Here is a 17,465-nt window from a genome sequence, read left to right on the forward strand (position 1 = left end):
TACACGACTAAGACCCAAGTCTTAGCCGAGGCTGATCTGTACTTCCACACCGGCCGCCAGATCGAGCTTCATAAGAGCATCAACGGTTTTATCCGTTGGCTGGACGATGTCCAGTACGCGCTTATGAGTACGGATCTCGTACTGGTCACGCGCGTCTTTGTTGACGTGCGGGGAGACCAGAACGGTGAACCGCTCTTTACGGGTAGGCAGTGGAATTGGACCACGCACTTGAGCACCAGTACGTTTCGCGGTTTCCACGATTTCCTGGGTGGATTGGTCGATCAGGCGATGGTCAAAAGCCTTCAACCTGATACGGATTTGCTGATTTTGCATTGGATTTCAGACTCCGGCTGCTATTCCCAGCGAGCGCAATACGCCCGTTAAAAGGAGGCGCAATTCTATAGACGCCCTAGATAGGTGTCAACCCAATAAAAAAGCCCCCGCTGAGCGGGGGCTTTTCAAAGCATCGAAGCTATCTCAGAAGAGACGCTTATTCGATGATTTTAGCTACAACACCAGCACCAACGGTACGACCGCCTTCACGGATAGCGAAGCGCAGACCGTCTTCCATTGCGATGGTCTTGATCAGGGTAACTTCCATTTGGATGTTATCACCTGGCATTACCATTTCAACGCCTTCTGGCAGCTGGCAGTTACCAGTCACGTCAGTAGTACGGAAGTAGAACTGTGGACGGTAGCCTTTGAAGAACGGAGTGTGACGACCGCCTTCTTCCTTGCTCAGAACGTAAACTTCTGCGGTGAACTTGGTGTGCGGCTTAACCGAACCTGGCTTAACCAGAACCTGGCCACGCTCAACGTCGTCACGCTTGGTACCACGCAGCAGAACGCCGCAGTTCTCGCCAGCACGACCTTCGTCGAGCAGCTTGCGGAACATTTCAACACCAGTGCAGACAGTGTTGGTAGTGTCACGCAGACCAACGATTTCCAGAGCATCTTGAACGCGAACGATACCGCGCTCGATACGACCAGTCACAACAGTACCACGACCGGAGATCGAGAATACGTCTTCGATTGGCATCAGGAACGGCTTGTCGGTCAGACGAACTGGTTCTGGGATGTAGCTGTCCAGGGTTTCAACCAGTTTACGAACGGCAGTGGTGCCCATTTCGTTATCGTCTTTGCCTTCCAGCGCCATACGAGCAGAACCGATGATGATCGGAGTGTCGTCGCCTGGGAAGTCGTAAGTGCTCAGCAGATCGCGCACTTCCATCTCAACCAGTTCCAGCAGCTCAGCGTCGTCTACCAGGTCAGCCTTGTTCAGGAAAACCACGATGTACGGAACGCCTACCTGACGGGACAGCAGGATGTGCTCACGGGTTTGTGGCATCGGACCATCAGCGGCCGAGCAAACCAGGATCGCGCCGTCCATCTGGGCAGCACCAGTGATCATATTCTTCACATAGTCAGCGTGACCTGGGCAGTCAACGTGAGCGTAGTGACGGATCTTCGAGTTGTACTCGACGTGCGCGGTGTTGATGGTGATACCACGAGCTTTTTCTTCTGGAGCGCTGTCGATTTTATCGAAATCAACGACTGCAGAACCGAAAACCTCGGAGCAGACGCGAGTCAGAGCTGCGGTCAGAGTGGTTTTACCGTGGTCAACGTGACCGATAGTGCCAACGTTGACGTGCGGTAGGGAACGATCAAATTTTTCTTTAGCCACGACAATTAACTCCTTGCCTAAAGGACTGAATCAGCCTTGTTTTTTGGATACAGTTTCAGCGATGTGCGCCGGAGCTGTGTTGTATTTTTTGAATTCCATAGAGTAGCTTGCGCGACCCTGGGACATGGAGCGAACGTCGGTCGCATAACCGAACATCTCACCCAACGGAACCTCGGCGCGAATCACTTTGCCGGAAACCGTGTCTTCCATACCCAAGATCATGCCGCGACGACGGTTAAGGTCGCCCATGACATCACCCATATAGTCTTCAGGTGTAACAACTTCTACCGCCATGATTGGCTCAAGCAACTCACCACCACCCTTCTGGGCCAGTTGCTTGGTTGCCATGGAAGCAGCCACCTTAAACGCCATCTCGTTGGAGTCGACGTCGTGGTAAGAACCGTCAAAAACGGTTGCTTTCAGGCCGATCAGCGGATAGCCGGCAACAACACCGTTCTTCATCTGCTCTTCGATACCCTTCTGGATAGCAGGGATGTATTCCTTAGGAACAACACCACCCACTACTTCGTTCACGAATTGCAGACCTTCCTGACCTTCGTCAGCAGGAGCAAAACGGATCCAGCAGTGACCGAACTGACCACGACCGCCGGACTGACGAACGAACTTGCCTTCGATTTCACAGTTTTTCGTGATGCGCTCACGATAGGAAACCTGAGGCTTACCGATGTTGGCTTCGACGTTGAACTCACGGCGCATCCGGTCAACCAGGATGTCCAGGTGCAACTCGCCCATGCCAGAGATGATCGTTTGACCAGTCTCTTCATCAGTTTTGACGCGGAAAGATGGATCTTCCTGAGCAAGCTTGCCCAGAGCGATACCCATTTTTTCCTGGTCATCCTTGGTCTTAGGCTCTACGGCAACCGAAATAACCGGCTCCGGGAAGTCCATGCGAACCAGGATGATTGGCTTGGCAGCGTCGCACAAAGTCTCACCAGTGGTGACGTCCTTCATGCCGATCAAGGCCGCGATGTCACCAGCGCGCACTTCCTTGATCTCTTCACGGGCGTTTGCGTGCATTTGCACCATACGACCCACACGCTCTTTCTTGCCTTTGACCGAGTTGATCACGCCGTCGCCGGAGGCCAACACGCCCGAGTAAACGCGGACGAAGGTCAGAGTACCCACGAATGGGTCGGTAGCGATCTTGAACGCCAGAGCCGAGAACGGCTCGCTGTCGTCAGCATGACGCTCCATCTCTTCTTCCTCGTTATCAGGGTTGGTACCCTTGATAGCAGGAATGTCGGTAGGAGCAGGCAGATAGTCGATCACGGCGTCGAGAACGAGGGGAACACCCTTGTTCTTGAAGGAAGAACCGCAAACAGCCAAGACGATCTCACCAGCGATAGTACGCTGACGCAGAGCGGCCTTGATTTCCACGTTGGTGAGCTCTTCACCTTCGAGGTACTTGTTCATCAGCTCTTCGCTGGCTTCGGCGGCAGCCTCAACCATGTTGTTGCGCCACTCGTCAGCCAGCTCCTGCAATTCTGCAGGGATAGGCTTGCGAACAGGAACCATACCTTTGTCAGCGTCATTCCAGTAGACCGCTTCCATGTTGATCAGATCGATCTGACCCTGGAAGTTGTCTTCGGAACCGATAGCCAATTGGATTGGCACCGGAGTATGACCCAGACGCTGCTTGATCTGACCGATCACGCGCAGGAAGTTGGCACCAGCACGGTCCATCTTGTTTACATAAACAAGACGTGGAACGCCGTATTTGTTGGCTTGACGCCATACGGTTTCCGACTGAGGCTCGACACCCGAGGTACCGCAGAACACAACGACAGCGCCGTCGAGTACGCGCAGGGAACGTTCAACTTCAATAGTGAAGTCTACGTGGCCCGGGGTATCGATAACGTTGAAGCGGTGCTCATCTTTGTACTGCTTCTCGGAACCTTTCCAGAAGGCGGTAATAGCAGCAGAAGTAATGGTAATACCACGCTCCTGCTCCTGAACCATCCAGTCTGTGGTCGCGGCGCCATCATGCACCTCGCCCATTTTGTGACTTTTGCCGGTGTAAAACAGTACGCGCTCGGTGGTGGTGGTTTTACCAGCATCCACGTGAGCAACGATACCGATGTTACGGTAGCGGCTAATCGGAGTAGTACGAGCCATAAAGCCCTCGCAAAATTAGTGAAGCTAAGATTAGAAGCGGTAGTGCGAGAAAGCTTTGTTAGCTTCAGCCATACGGTGCACGTCTTCACGCTTCTTAACAGCAGCACCTTTACCTTCAGCAGCGTCCAACAGTTCGCCGGCCAAACGCAGAGCCATAGACTTCTCGCCGCGCTTACGGGCGAAGTCTACCAACCAGCGCATTGCCAGAGCGTTACGACGGGACGGACGAACTTCGACCGGAACCTGGTAAGTAGCACCGCCTACACGGCGCGACTTCACTTCGACCAGCGGAGCGATGGCGTCGAGAGCTTTCTCGAAGATTTCCAGGGGGTCGCTGTTCTTGCGCTCTTTAACCTTTTCCAGCGCGCCATAAACGATACGCTCGGCAACGGCTTTCTTGCCGCTTTCCATCACGTGGTTCATGAACTTGGCCAGAATTTGGCTTCCGTATTTTGGATCGTCAAGCACTTCGCGCTTGGCTGCTACGCGTCTTCTTGGCATGGATAAGCCCTCAAACGGTCTTCAGGTTCGCTCGGAATCGGTGCCCTTTCGGGACGCCTCCGACCTTACTCTTATCGACTCAGAAAATAAGATGATTCAGTTTTACAAAAAGCCGCTACTACTTAGGCTTCTTGGTACCGTACTTCGAACGACCCTGGTTACGACCTTTAACGCCGGAAGTATCCAAGGAGCCGCGTACGGTGTGATAACGAACACCTGGCAAGTCTTTTACACGACCGCCGCGGATCAGTACCACGCTGTGCTCTTGCAGGTTGTGGCCTTCACCGCCGATGTACGAGGAAACCTCGAAACCGTTGGTCAGGCGCACACGGCATACTTTACGCAGTGCCGAGTTAGGTTTTTTCGGCGTGGTGGTATACACACGGGTGCATACGCCACGACGTTGCGGGCAGTTCTGCAGCGCAGGCACGTCGGATTTCTCGACGATACGCTTACGCGGCTGACGTACCAGCTGGTTGATAGTTGCCATCTACTAGCTCCACTGTTGTCTTGCGACGCTATTGTCTTGCAAGAAAAGCAAAATGGCAGGAACGAATTCCCGCCAAATTTAGGGGTACAAGAGTCTAAAGAGGATCTTGCCCCCAGTCAAGGCAAGGCCCCGACCTCCCCTCCCGTCGAACCCGGGCAAAACTGCCTTGATCCGACGAATGGGGATGCCAGGGCCCAGACTTATTTACCGCAGAACTCAGTTACCGCTTGAGTTCAGTGCTTCGGTCAGTGCAGCTTCCACTTCACTGGCGCTTACGCGCAACGGCTTGTCAGCATCACGGCGACGCTTACGCTCGCTGTGGTAAGCCAAACCGGTACCAGCCGGGATCAGACGACCCACGACCACGTTCTCTTTCAGGCCGCGCAGGTAATCGCGCTTGCCGGTTACCGCTGCTTCGGTCAGTACGCGAGTGGTCTCCTGGAAGGAGGCCGCCGAGATGAACGACTCAGTGGACAACGACGCCTTGGTGATACCCAGCAGTACGCGAGTGAACTTGGAAACGAATTTCTCGTCGCCAGCCAGACGCTCGTTTTCCACCAGCACGTGAGTCAGTTCCATCTGGTCGCCCTTGATGAAACTGGAATCGCCGGATTCAGCGATCTCAACTTTACGCAGCATCTGACGCAGGATTGTCTCGATGTGCTTATCGTTGATCTTCACGCCTTGCAGGCGGTAAACGTCCTGGATCTCGTTGACGATGTACTTGGCCAGCGCGCTCACACCCAGCAGACGCAGGATGTCGTGTGGATCGCTCGGGCCGTCGGAGATCACTTCGCCGCGGTTTACCTGTTCGCCTTCGAACACGTTCAGGTGACGCCACTTTGGAATCAGCTCTTCGTACGGATCGGTACCGTCGTTCGGGGTAATGACCAGACGGCGCTTGCCCTTGGTTTCTTTACCGAACGCGATGGTGCCGCTGACTTCAGCCAGGATCGACGCTTCTTTCGGACGACGAGCTTCGAACAAGTCGGCAACACGCGGCAAACCACCGGTGATGTCACGGGTCTTCGAAGTTTCTTGCGGGATACGCGCGATAACATCACCGATCGCGATCTTCGCACCGTCCGCTACACCGACCAGGGCGTTGGCTGGCAGGAAGTACTGAGCGATTACGTCAGTGCCTGGCAGCAACAGATCCTTGCCGTTGTCATCGACCATCTTCACGGCAGGACGGATGTCCTTACCGGCAGCTGGACGATCTTTCGCATCGAGTACTTCAATGTTGGTCATACCGGTCAATTCGTCAGTCTGACGCTTGATCGTGATGCCTTCTTCCATGCCCACGTAGGTCACGGTACCTTTCATTTCGGTAACGATTGGGTGAGTGTGCGGATCCCACTTGGCCACGATTGCGCCAGCGTCGACCTTGTCACCCTCTTTAACCGAAATCACAGCACCGTACGGCAGCTTGTAGCGCTCACGCTCACGACCGTAGTCATCAGCGATTGCCAGCTCACCGGAACGGGACACAGCAACCAGGTGACCATCCACTCGCTCAACGTGCTTCAGGTTGTGCAGGCGGACAGTACCGCCATTCTTCACCTGAACGCTGTCGGCTGCGGAGGTCCGGCTTGCCGCACCACCGATGTGGAACGTACGCATGGTCAGCTGGGTACCCGGCTCACCGATGGACTGGGCGGCAATAACGCCGACCGCTTCACCGATGTTCACCTGGTGGCCACGAGCCAAGTCACGACCGTAGCACTTGGCGCAAATGCCGTAGCGGGTTTCGCAGCTGATCGGCGAGCGAACGATCACTTCGTCGATGCTGTTGAGTTCGATGAACTCGACCCACTTCTCATCAACCAGAGTGCCGGCAGGAACAATAACTTCCTCGGTACCTGGCTTGAATACGTCACGGGCAATAACACGACCCAATACGCGCTCACCCAGCGGCTCTACAACGTCACCGCCTTCAATGTGCGGAGTCATCAGCAGGCCGTGCTCGGTGCCGCAGTCGATCTCGGTGACAACCAGATCTTGCGCAACGTCTACCAGACGACGCGTCAGGTAACCGGAGTTAGCCGTTTTCAACGCGGTATCCGCCAGACCTTTACGAGCACCGTGAGTGGAGATGAAGTACTGGAGTACGCTCAAACCTTCACGGAAGTTCGCAGTAATCGGCGTTTCGATGATGGAGCCGTCCGGCTTGGCCATCAGGCCACGCATACCGGCGAGCTGACGGATCTGCGCAGCAGAACCCCGTGCGCCCGAGTCAGCCATCATGTACATCGAGTTGAAGGACTCTTGGTCAACTTCGTCGCCGTGACGATCGATGACTTTCTCTTTCGAGAGGTTGGCCATCATCGCCTTGGACACTTCGTCGTTGGCCTTGGACCAAAGGTCGATCACTTTGTTGTACTTCTCGCCCTGTGTTACCAGGCCCGAGGCGTACTGGCTTTCGATCTCTTTCACTTCATCAGTAGCAGCACTGATGATGCGGGCTTTTTCATCAGGGATAACGAAGTCGTTAACACCGATGGAAACGCCGGAAATGGTCGAATAGGCAAAACCGGTGTACATCAACTGGTCAGCGAAGATCACGGTCTCTTTCAGGCCAACCACGCGATAGCATTGGTTGATCAGCTTGGAGATCGCCTTTTTCTTCATCGGCAGGTTGACGACGTCGTACGACAGGCCTTTTGGCACAACCTGGTACAACAGCGCACGGCCAACGGTGGTGTCGACAATACGGGTGCCGCTCACGCTGCCGCCATCACGGTCGTTGACAGTTTCGTTGATACGCACTTTGACCTTGGCGTGCAGTGCGGCTTCGCCGGCACGGAACACACGGTCAACTTCCTGCAGGTCAGCGAACACACGACCTTCGCCTTTGGCGTTGATCGCCTCACGGGTCATGTAGTACAGACCCAATACAACGTCCTGCGACGGAACGATGATTGGCTCACCGTTGGCTGGCGACAGAATGTTGTTGGTCGACATCATCAACGCACGGGCTTCCAACTGGGCTTCCAGTGTCAGCGGTACGTGCACGGCCATTTGGTCGCCGTCGAAGTCGGCGTTGTACGCAGCACAGACCAGAGGGTGCAGCTGGATAGCCTTACCTTCGATCAGTACCGGTTCAAACGCCTGGATACCCAGACGGTGAAGGGTCGGTGCACGGTTGAGGAGAACCGGGTGTTCGCGAATCACTTCAGCGAGAACGTCCCAAACCTCTGGCAGCTCGCGCTCGACCATTTTCTTGGCCGCTTTGATGGTGGTCGCGAGACCGCGCATTTCCAGCTTGCCGAAGATGAATGGCTTGAACAGCTCAAGTGCCATCTTCTTAGGCAGACCGCACTGGTGCAGACGCAGGGTCGGGCCTACGGTAATTACCGAACGACCAGAGTAGTCAACACGCTTACCGAGCAAGTTCTGACGGAAACGACCTTGCTTACCCTTGATCATGTCAGCCAAGGATTTCAGAGGACGCTTGTTGGAACCGGTGATAGCGCGGCCACGACGACCGTTGTCGAGCAGTGCATCGACAGCTTCCTGCAACATACGCTTTTCGTTGCGCACGATGATGTCCGGAGCGGACAGATCGAGCAGGCGCTTCAAGCGGTTGTTACGGTTGATCACACGGCGGTACAGGTCGTTGAGGTCGGAAGTCGCGAAGCGACCGCCATCCAACGGTACCAGCGGACGCAGATCCGGCGGCAGAACCGGCAGAACAGTCAGCACCATCCACTCTGGCAGGTTGCCGGAACCCTGGAAGGCTTCCATCAACTTCAGACGCTTGGACAGTTTCTTGATCTTGGTTTCGGAGTTGGTTTGCGGAATTTCTTCGCGCAGACGACCAATCTCGTGCTCCAGGTCGATAGCGTGCAGCAGTTCGCGGACAGCTTCGGCACCCATGCGGGCATCGAAATCATCACCGAACTCTTCCAACGCCTCGAAGTACTGCTCGTCGTTCAGCAGCTGACCTTTTTCAAGGGTAGTCATGCCTGGATCGATAACGACATAGCTCTCGAAGTAGAGAACGCGTTCGATATCACGCAGGGTCATGTCCATCAGCAAGCCGATACGGGACGGCAGCGATTTCAGGAACCAGATGTGGGCAACCGGCGAAGCCAGCTCGATGTGCGCCATGCGCTCACGACGAACCTTGGCCAGTGCAACTTCAACGCCACACTTTTCGCAGATCACACCACGGTGCTTCAAGCGCTTGTACTTACCGCACAGGCACTCGTAATCCTTTACCGGGCCAAAGATCTTGGCGCAGAACAGGCCGTCACGCTCAGGTTTGAACGTACGGTAGTTGATGGTTTCCGGCTTTTTAACTTCACCGAACGACCACGAACGGATCATCTCAGGCGATGCCAATCCAATACGGATGGCGTCGAACTCTTCGACTTGACCCTGGTTTTTCAGCAAATTCAGTAGGTCTTTCAAGGCCTTTCCTCCTGGCGGAGCAGAGAGCGGGCTAAACAGCCCCGCTCTCGATTCGCGTCACGTGTTATTCGGTTTCCAGATCGATATCGATGCCGAGGGAACGAATTTCTTTGATCAACACGTTGAAGGACTCGGGCATGCCCGGCTCCATACGGTGATCGCCATCCACGATGTTTTTGTACATCTTGGTACGACCGTTCACATCGTCCGACTTCACTGTGAGCATTTCTTGCAGAGTGTAAGCAGCACCGTATGCTTCCAGTGCCCAGACCTCCATCTCCCCGAAACGCTGACCACCGAACTGAGCCTTACCACCCAGCGGCTGCTGGGTAACCAGGCTGTACGAACCGGTAGAACGAGCGTGCATCTTGTCGTCTACCAAGTGGTTCAGCTTCAGCATGTACATGTAGCCAACAGTAACCGGGCGCTCGAACTTGTTGCCGGTACGGCCGTCGAACAGCTGCATCTGGCCGCTTTCTGGCAGGTCTGCCAGTTTCAGCATGGCCTTGATTTCGCTTTCCTTGGCACCGTCGAACACCGGGGTAGCCATTGGAACGCCACCGCGCAGGTTCTTCGCCAGATCCAGGATTTCCTGGTCGGAGAAGGTATCCAGCTCTTCCTTACGACCGCCGATCTCGTTGTAGATCTCGTGCAGGAACTTACGCAGGTCAGCAACCTTGCGCTGCTCTTCGATCATACGATTGATCTTCTCGCCCAGACCTTTAGCCGCTAGGCCAAGGTGGGTTTCAAGGATCTGACCAACGTTCATACGCGAAGGTACGCCCAATGGGTTGAGGACGACGTCGACCGGGGTGCCATTGGCATCGTGCGGCATGTCTTCAACCGGCATGATCACGGAGACCACACCTTTGTTACCGTGACGACCGGCCATCTTGTCGCCCGGCTGGATGCGGCGACGGATTGCCAGGTAAACCTTGACGATTTTCAGCACGCCTGGAGCCAGGTCATCGCCCTGCTGCAGTTTGCGCTTCTTGTCTTCGAACTTGTCGTCCAGCAGACGGCGACGATCAACGATATAGGCCTGGGCCTTCTCGAGCTGCTCATTAAGAGCATCTTCAGCCATGCGCAGTTTGAACCACTGGCCGTGCTCAAGACCGTCGAGGATTTCGTCGGTGATGTCCTGACCTTTCTTCAGGCCTGCGCCGCCTTCAGCCTTGTGGCCTACCAGGGCGGAACGCAGACGTTCGAAGGTCGCGCCTTCAACGATACGGAACTCTTCGTTGAGGTCCTTGCGGATCTCGTCGAGCTGGGTCTTCTCGATGGACAGCGCACGAGCATCACGCTCGACGCCGTCGCGGGTGAAGACCTGTACGTCGATGACAGTACCCTTGGTACCGGTAGGTACACGCAGGGAAGTGTCTTTAACGTCGCTGGCTTTTTCACCGAAAATGGCACGCAGCAGCTTCTCTTCCGGAGTCAGTTGGGTCTCGCCTTTCGGAGTGACCTTACCAACCAGGATGTCGCCCGCCCCCACCTCAGCACCTACGTAAACGATACCGGCTTCGTCCAGCTTGTTCAGTGCAGCTTCACCCACGTTCGGGATGTCTGCAGTGATTTCCTCTGGCCCAAGCTTGGTGTCACGCGCCACACAGGTCAGTTCCTGAATGTGGATCGTGGTGAAGCGGTCTTCTTGAACCACACGCTCGGACAGGCAGATGGAGTCTTCGAAGTTGAAGCCGTTCCATGCCATGAACGCGATGCGCATGTTCTGACCCAGAGCCAGCTCACCCATATCGGTGGACGGACCGTCAGCCATGATGTCGCTACGCTGAACGCGATCACCCTTACGCACCAGCGGACGCTGGTTGATGCAAGTGTTCTGGTTCGAGCGGGTGTATTTGGTCAGGTTGTAGATGTCGACACCGGCTTCGCCCGTTTCAACTTCGTCATCAGCAACACGAACCACGATACGGCTGGCATCAACAGAGTCGATCACGCCGCCACGACGAGCCACGACGCAAACGCCGGAGTCACGGGCTACGTTACGCTCCATGCCGGTACCTACCAGCGGCTTGTCGGCACGCAGGGTCGGTACAGCTTGACGCTGCATGTTGGAACCCATCAACGCACGGTTGGCGTCATCGTGTTCCAGGAACGGGATCAGCGACGCGGCGACCGAAACTACCTGCTTCGGCGATACGTCCATCAAGGTGACGTCTTCCGGCGCCTTGACGGTGAACTCGTTCAGGTGACGAACAGCTACCAGCTCGTCGATCAGGACTTTCTTGTCGTTCATCGTGGCCGAAGCCTGAGCGATCACGTGATCAGCTTCTTCGATGGCGGACAGGAACACGATCTCGTCGGTGACCAGGGCGTCTTTCACCACACGGTACGGGCTCTCAAGGAAGCCGTACTGGTTGGTGCGCGCATAGGCGGCCAGGGAGTTGATCAGACCGATGTTCGGGCCTTCCGGCGTTTCGATTGGGCATACACGACCGTAGTGAGTCGGGTGTACGTCACGCACTTCAAAGCCAGCACGCTCACGGGTCAGACCGCCCGGACCCAGTGCGGAAACACGGCGCTTGTGGGTGATCTCGGAAAGCGGGTTGTTCTGGTCCATGAACTGCGAGAGCTGGCTGGAACCGAAGAACTCTTTCACCGCCGCAGCCACTGGCTTGGCGTTGATCAGGTCTTGCGGCATCAGGCCTTCGCTTTCAGCCATCGACAGACGCTCTTTGACCGCACGCTCAACACGCACCAGGCCAACGCGGAACTGGTTCTCGGCCATTTCGCCTACGCAGCGAACACGACGGTTACCCAGGTGGTCGATGTCATCGACGATACCTTTGCCGTTACGGATGTCGACCAGAGTCTTCAGGACCGCAACGATGTCTTCCTTGCACAGCACACCCGAACCTTCGATCTCGGTACGACCGATACGACGGTTGAACTTCATCCGGCCGACCGCAGACAGGTCGTAGCGCTCAGGGCTGAAGAACAGGTTGTTGAACAGGGTTTCTGCAGCGTCTTTGGTTGGTGGCTCGCCAGGACGCATCATGCGATAGATTTCTACCAGCGCTTCCAATTGGTTGCTGGTGGAGTCGATCTTCAGGGTGTCGGAGACGAACGGACCGCAGTCGATATCGTTGGTGTACAGGGTCTCGATGCGAACAACCTGCGCCTTGGCGATTTTGGCCAGGATCTCGGTGTTCAGCTCGGTGTTGCACTCAGCCAGGATTTCGCCTGTAGCCGGGTGAACGATGACCTTCGCGGTAGTACGGCCCAGGACATAGTCCAGGGGAACTTCCAGCTCTTTGATACCCGCTTTTTCGATCTGGTTGATGTGGCGCGCAGTGATACGACGGCCAGCCTCAACGATGACTTTGCCCTTTTCATCCTGAATGTCCAGGACAGCAATTTCACCACGCAGACGCGAAGCGATCAGCTCCAGCTTGAGGGTTTCATCCTTCAGGCTGAATACGTTGGTGGTGTAGAACGCATCCAGAACTTGCTCAGTGGTGTAGCCGAGCGCGCGCAGCAGTACCGAGGCCGGCAGCTTGCGACGACGGTCGATACGCACGAACACGCAGTCTTTCGGATCGAACTCGAAGTCCAACCACGAACCGCGGTACGGAATGATCCGCGCGGAGTACAGGAGCTTGCCGGAGCTGTGCGTCTTGCCGCGGTCGTGGTCGAAGAACACGCCCGGGGAACGGTGCAGCTGGGAAACGATAACGCGCTCGGTACCGTTGATAACGAAGGTACCGTTCTCAGTCATCAATGGGATTTCGCCCATGTAGACTTCTTGCTCTTTGATGTCCTTGATCGCTTTGTTCGACGACTCTTTGTCGAAAATGATCAGACGGACTTTTACCCGCAAAGGTACGGCGTACGTAACACCGCGCAACACGCATTCTTTGACATCAAATGCCGGTTCGCCCAGGCGATAACCGACGTACTCCAGCGCAGCATTGCCGGAGTAGCTGATGATCGGGAAAACGGATTTGAAGGCCGCATGCAGGCCCACGTCGCGGAACTGATCTTTGGTCGCTCCCGCCTGCAAGAATTCACGATACGAATCCAGCTGGATAGCCAGAAGGTACGGGACATCCATGACGTCCGGCAACTTGCTAAAGTCCTTGCGGATACGTTTTTTCTCAGTATATGAGTAAGCCATCAGCGTTCCCCAGCTTGGTCACCTGCTTGTTTGGCCCTCCCGACGGGAGCAGCCAGAAAATCTTGCAAACCCCATGGTTTGCACCACCGCATCGGGTGGCTACAGCGCGTTAATGGCGGCGACCGAGTCGACAGCCAAGAACGGAAAAAGGCCGGTGGCAAGAGCCACCAGCCATCAGCCTTCAGCTTAACGCTTGGGCTGGAGACGCAAGGTCGATGCTTACTTCAGCTCGACTTTAGCGCCTGCTTCTTCCAGAGTAGCTTTGGCTTTGTCAGCTGCTTCTTTGGCAACAGCTTCCAGAACCATGGCAGGAGCGCCGTCAACTACAGCCTTGGCTTCTTTCAGGCCCAGACCGGTCAGTTCACGTACTGCCTTGATCACGTTTACTTTCTTCTCGCCAGCTTCGGTCAGCATGACGTTGAATTCGGTTTGCTCTTCAACAACGGCAGCAGCAGCAGCTGGGCCAGCGGAAGCAGCGGCAGCGGAAACGCCGAATTTTTCTTCGAAAGCTTTGATCAGCTCAACAACCTGCAGAACCGACATTTCAGCTACGGCGTTGAGGATATCGTCTTGGGAGATAGACATTGCTGTATTTCCTGAATTGGGGGACGGCCTACGCGGCCATCGAAATAAACAAAAATACGCGAGAAAAGTTGCTCAGCCTTAGGCTGCGGCAGCTTCTTTTTGCTCGCGAACTGCAGCCAGAGTACGAGCCAGCTTGCTGGTAGCGCCTTGAATCACGCTCATCAGCTGCGAAATGGCTTCGTTGCGGGTCGGCAGTGTTGCCAGTACGTCGATTTGGTTAGCTGCGAGGAACTTGCCCTCGAACGCAGCTGCCTTGATCTCGAACTTATCCTGACTCTTAGCGAACTCCTTGAACAAACGGGCAGCAGCGCCTGGATGATCCTTGGAGAAAGCAATCAGAGTCGGGCCAGTGAACACGTCGTTGAGGACACTGTATTCAGTGTCAGCAACGGCGCGCTTGAGCAGGGTGTTACGTACAACACGTACGTATACGCCAGCTTCACGAGCCTCTTTACGGAGTCCGGTCATAGCGCCTACTGTCACACCACGGGCATCAGCCACGACAGCGGACAGAGCAGCTTTGGCAGCCTCGTTGACTTCAGCGACGATGGCCTTCTTGTCTTCGAGATTAATTGCCACGGGTTTAACTCCTGCTTGTTACCGTTTCATCTGGCCGGAGCCGGATGTCGTTTTGGTGTCTGATTCGGTAAGGAACCGGGAGCACCATCTGCGTAGGCTTGTTGGTTTAAGACTTGCGTCGCCTACGGTCTTGGATAGCCCCCGCCAGGCAGGGACCCCAATCTTTCAATTGGCGCAATCGCTTACGCCAATTTGTGTCTTATACGTCCAGCGAGCCTTGGTCGATGACCAGACCTGGGCCCATGGTGGTGCTCAGGGTAACGCGCTTGACGTAGATACCTTTCGAGGAAGCTGGCTTGATACGCTTCAGATCGGCGATCAGGGCTTCAACGTTTTCCTTCAGCTTGACGGCGTCGAAGCCGACTTTGCCAACGGAGGTGTGAATGATGCCGTTTTTGTCGGTACGATAACGAACCTGACCAGCCTTGGCGTTTTTAACCGCGGTAGCTACGTCTGGCGTTACGGTGCCAACCTTAGGGTTAGGCATCAGGCCACGCGGGCCCAGAATCTGACCCAACTGGCCTACAACACGCATTGCGTCCGGGGAAGCAATAACTACGTCGTAGTTCAGGTCGCCGCCTTTCATTTCGGCAGCCAGGTCGTCCATACCAACGCGGTCAGCGCCGGCAGCCAGAGCAGCTTCAGCTGCCGGGCCTTGAGTGAAGACAGCTACACGAACAGTCTTACCAGTACCGTGTGGCAGCACAGTAGCGCTACGAACGACCTGGTCAGATTTACGTGGGTCAACACCCAAGTTTACAGCAACGTCAACGGACTCGCTGAACTTGACAGTCGACAGCTCGGTCAGCAGAGCAGCAGCGTCTACAAAATTGTAGGACTTGCCCGCTTCGATTTTGCCGGCGATAGCCTTTTGGCGCTTGGTCAGCTTAGCCATTACACACCCTCCACGTTAAGGCCCATGCTACGAGCAGAACCGGCGATGGTACGCACGGCTGCATCCATATCAGCTGCAGTCAGATCCGCGTTTTTGGTTTTCGCGATTTCTTCCAGCTGAGCACGAGTTACGGTGCCAACCTTAACGGTGTTAGGACGAGCGGAACCGCTAGTCAGACCAGCAGCCTTCTTCAGCAGAACCGAAGCCGGGGTCGACTTGGTTTCGAAAGTGAAGCTACGGTCGCTGTATACAGTGATGATCACTGGAGTCGGCAGACCTGGCTCAAGACCCTGAGTACGGGCGTTGAAAGCCTTGCAGAACTCCATGATGTTCACGCCGTGCTGACCCAGGGCTGGACCAACAGGTGGGCTTGGGTTGGCCTGAGCGGCCTTCACTTGCAGCTTGATGTAAGCGGTAATCTTCTTGGCCATGAGGCACTCCAATTACGGGTTCAAGCGCCTCGAAAGGCTCCCCGGTTACTTGCGCGTTTATCCCAGTGACGACAAAACCCCACAGCCTAAGGCTGCGGGGTTGGGATGCTTACTCAGCTAGACCTTCTCGACCTGGCTGAATTCCAACTCTACCGGAGTAGAGCGACCGAAAATGAGCACCGCGACCTGGATCCGGCTCTTTTCGTAGTTAACCTCTTCGACGGTCCCGTTGAAATCAGCAAACGGACCATCTGTGACACGAACAACCTCACCCGGCTCGAACAACGTCTTCGGCTTGGGCTTGTCGCTACCGTCGGCGACACGACGCAGAATTGCTTCTGCCTCTTTGTCAGTGATCGGAGCAGGCTTATCAGCAGTACCGCCGATAAAACCCATAACACGAGGAGTGTCCTTGACCAAGTGCCAAGTACCTTCGTTCATGTCCATCTGTACCAGCACGTAGCCAGGAAAGAACTTGCGCTCACTCTTGCGCTTCTGACCATTCCGCATTTCAACCACTTCTTCAGTGGGAACCAGAATTTCGCCGAAGCCATCTTCCATGCCTGCCAGCTTTACGCGCTCCAGCAAAGAGCGCATAACATGCTTCTCGTAACCCGAGTAAGCATGCACAACGTACCAACGCTTAGCCACGGGACACCCTTAGCCAACAATCAAGGAAACAAGCCAGCCGAGCAGGGAATCAAGCCCCCACAACAGCAACGCCATAACCAGAACAACAGCCACAACAATCAACGTGGTCTGTGTGGTTTCTTGGCGAGTTGGCCAAACGACTTTACGAATCTCGGTGCGAGCTTCCTTCACCAGGACCGCGAAAGACTTGCCTTTGGCAGTCTGCAGGCCTACAAAGGCAGCTACAGCAGCAAGGGCGAGCAAAACCAGAACGCGGTACAGGATCGGCGAAGCAGAATAGTACTGGTTGCCAACAACGCCCACGACCACCAAAGCGACCACAGCGAGCCACTTGACAAGATCGAAACGAGAGCTTTGAGCTTCAGCCTTAGGAGTCATCTATGAAGATCCTGTGAAAAGAAAGCCAGACACACCACGTGAATCTGGCAGGTCAGGAGGGAATCGAACCCCCAACCTACGGTTTTGGAGACCGTCGCTCTGCCAATTGAGCTACTGACCTAAAACAAAATCAGGCCGACCATTATGCAGACCCGAAAAAGACTTTACAACAACCAACCCCCAAAGACTTGAAATCACTCAACAACAAGCGATCTGAACACCACCAAGCCGAGCCAGCCGTTAAAACAAAGGCAGATATTTTCATATCTGCCTTGTTATATGGAGCTCTTGAGCGGATTTGAACCGCTGACCTCACCCTTACCAAGGGTGTGCTCTACCAACTGAGCTACAAGAGCGAAACACCGTGCACAACCTGCAAACTTGGAGCGGGTAGCGGGAATCGAACCCGCATCATCAGCTTGGAAGGCTGAGGTTCTACCACTAAACTATACCCGCGGAGCTTGCAGCTCACGCTAAAATGGTGGAGGGGGAAGGATTCGAACCTTCGAAGTCGTAGACGTCAGATTTACAGTCTGATCCCTTTGGCCGCTCGGGAACCCCTCCTAAGCGAGCCGGCATTC

The 17,465-nt window shown here is 55.3% G+C and carries 13 protein-coding genes and 4 tRNA genes; all 17 read right to left on the reverse strand.

The features are described 5' to 3' along the window. Positions 1 to 21 precede the first annotated feature (21 nt). Positions 22 to 333, reverse strand: a complete 312-nt coding sequence (rpsJ, locus tag NIBR502773_RS12155; RefSeq protein ID WP_003186070.1) for a 30S ribosomal protein S10 — start codon at positions 331 to 333, stop codon at positions 22 to 24. A 157-nt stretch (positions 334 to 490) separates the two neighbouring features. Continuing rightward, the gene (gene tuf / locus NIBR502773_RS12160) at positions 491 to 1,684 is read right to left on the reverse strand and encodes an elongation factor Tu (RefSeq protein WP_027605166.1); all 1,194 of its coding nucleotides are present in this window, start codon (positions 1,682 to 1,684) and stop codon (positions 491 to 493) included. Between the two features lie 30 nt (positions 1,685 to 1,714). After that, positions 1,715 to 3,820: an elongation factor G gene (gene fusA, locus NIBR502773_RS12165; RefSeq protein ID WP_003210087.1), complete on the reverse strand. Its 2,106-nt coding sequence runs from the start codon at positions 3,818 to 3,820 to the stop codon at positions 1,715 to 1,717. A 30-nt stretch (positions 3,821 to 3,850) separates the two neighbouring features. Beyond that, complete coding sequence (rpsG, locus tag NIBR502773_RS12170; RefSeq protein ID WP_002555493.1) at positions 3,851 to 4,321, reverse strand: 30S ribosomal protein S7; 471 nt, start codon at positions 4,319 to 4,321, stop codon at positions 3,851 to 3,853. Between the two features lie 118 nt (positions 4,322 to 4,439). Beyond that, complete coding sequence (gene rpsL / locus NIBR502773_RS12175) at positions 4,440 to 4,811, reverse strand: 30S ribosomal protein S12 (protein ID WP_002555494.1); 372 nt, start codon at positions 4,809 to 4,811, stop codon at positions 4,440 to 4,442. A 216-nt stretch (positions 4,812 to 5,027) separates the two neighbouring features. Continuing rightward, positions 5,028 to 9,227, reverse strand: a complete 4,200-nt coding sequence (gene rpoC, locus NIBR502773_RS12180; RefSeq protein WP_065924112.1) for a DNA-directed RNA polymerase subunit beta' — start codon at positions 9,225 to 9,227, stop codon at positions 5,028 to 5,030. Positions 9,228 to 9,291: 64 nt separating this feature from the next. Then, positions 9,292 to 13,365 (reverse strand): DNA-directed RNA polymerase subunit beta, encoded by a 4,074-nt coding sequence (gene rpoB / locus NIBR502773_RS12185; protein WP_027605164.1) that lies wholly within the window; start codon positions 13,363 to 13,365, stop codon positions 9,292 to 9,294. Positions 13,366 to 13,584: 219 nt separating this feature from the next. After that, on the reverse strand, positions 13,585 to 13,950 hold the full coding sequence (gene rplL, locus NIBR502773_RS12190) for a 50S ribosomal protein L7/L12 (protein ID WP_027605163.1): 366 nt from the start codon (positions 13,948 to 13,950) through the stop codon (positions 13,585 to 13,587). Between the two features lie 78 nt (positions 13,951 to 14,028). Then, positions 14,029 to 14,529: a 50S ribosomal protein L10 gene (gene rplJ / locus NIBR502773_RS12195; RefSeq protein ID WP_003176433.1), complete on the reverse strand. Its 501-nt coding sequence runs from the start codon at positions 14,527 to 14,529 to the stop codon at positions 14,029 to 14,031. A 199-nt stretch (positions 14,530 to 14,728) separates the two neighbouring features. Next, on the reverse strand, positions 14,729 to 15,424 hold the full coding sequence (gene rplA, locus NIBR502773_RS12200; RefSeq protein ID WP_003176434.1) for a 50S ribosomal protein L1: 696 nt from the start codon (positions 15,422 to 15,424) through the stop codon (positions 14,729 to 14,731). Further along, positions 15,424 to 15,855: a 50S ribosomal protein L11 gene (rplK, locus tag NIBR502773_RS12205; RefSeq protein ID WP_003176435.1), complete on the reverse strand. Its 432-nt coding sequence runs from the start codon at positions 15,853 to 15,855 to the stop codon at positions 15,424 to 15,426. Before rplK ends, rplA begins: the two co-directional genes overlap by 1 nt. A gap of 117 nt (positions 15,856 to 15,972) precedes the next feature. Continuing rightward, positions 15,973 to 16,506 (reverse strand): transcription termination/antitermination protein NusG, encoded by a 534-nt coding sequence (gene nusG / locus NIBR502773_RS12210; RefSeq protein WP_003176436.1) that lies wholly within the window; start codon positions 16,504 to 16,506, stop codon positions 15,973 to 15,975. A gap of 9 nt (positions 16,507 to 16,515) precedes the next feature. Beyond that, positions 16,516 to 16,884 (reverse strand): preprotein translocase subunit SecE, encoded by a 369-nt coding sequence (gene secE, locus NIBR502773_RS12215; protein ID WP_027605162.1) that lies wholly within the window; start codon positions 16,882 to 16,884, stop codon positions 16,516 to 16,518. Between the two features lie 45 nt (positions 16,885 to 16,929). Then, a tRNA-Trp gene (locus NIBR502773_RS12220) sits at positions 16,930 to 17,005 on the reverse strand. Positions 17,006 to 17,164: 159 nt separating this feature from the next. Continuing rightward, a tRNA-Thr gene (locus NIBR502773_RS12225) sits at positions 17,165 to 17,240 on the reverse strand. 26 nt (positions 17,241 to 17,266) lie between these two features. After that, a tRNA-Gly gene (locus NIBR502773_RS12230) sits at positions 17,267 to 17,340 on the reverse strand. Between the two features lie 23 nt (positions 17,341 to 17,363). Further along, positions 17,364 to 17,448 (reverse strand) — tRNA-Tyr (locus tag NIBR502773_RS12235). Positions 17,449 to 17,465: the final 17 nt, after the last annotated feature.

The organism is Pseudomonas sp. NIBRBAC000502773 (genome assembly GCF_006517195.1).
Taxonomy (GTDB): Bacteria; Pseudomonadota; Gammaproteobacteria; order Pseudomonadales; family Pseudomonadaceae; genus Aquipseudomonas; species Aquipseudomonas marginalis.

What these genes read in the sequence shown, in the direction of transcription:
- rpsJ (WP_003186070.1), bottom strand. Translation starts at nt 333, where the DNA reads ATGCAAAATCAGCAAATCCGTATCAGGTTGAAGGCTTTTGACCATCGC.
- fusA (WP_003210087.1), bottom strand. Translation starts at nt 3,820, where the DNA reads ATGGCTCGTACTACTCCGATTAGCCGCTACCGTAACATCGGTATCGTT.
- rpsG (WP_002555493.1), bottom strand. Translation starts at nt 4,321, where the DNA reads ATGCCAAGAAGACGCGTAGCAGCCAAGCGCGAAGTGCTTGACGATCCA.
- rpsL (WP_002555494.1), bottom strand. Translation starts at nt 4,811, where the DNA reads ATGGCAACTATCAACCAGCTGGTACGTCAGCCGCGTAAGCGTATCGTC.
- rpoB (WP_027605164.1), bottom strand. Translation starts at nt 13,365, where the DNA reads ATGGCTTACTCATATACTGAGAAAAAACGTATCCGCAAGGACTTTAGC.
- rplL (WP_027605163.1), bottom strand. Translation starts at nt 13,950, where the DNA reads ATGTCTATCTCCCAAGACGATATCCTCAACGCCGTAGCTGAAATGTCG.
- rplA (WP_003176434.1), bottom strand. Translation starts at nt 15,424, where the DNA reads ATGGCTAAGCTGACCAAGCGCCAAAAGGCTATCGCCGGCAAAATCGAA.
- rplK (WP_003176435.1), bottom strand. Translation starts at nt 15,855, where the DNA reads ATGGCCAAGAAGATTACCGCTTACATCAAGCTGCAAGTGAAGGCCGCT.
- secE (WP_027605162.1), bottom strand. Translation starts at nt 16,884, where the DNA reads ATGACTCCTAAGGCTGAAGCTCAAAGCTCTCGTTTCGATCTTGTCAAG.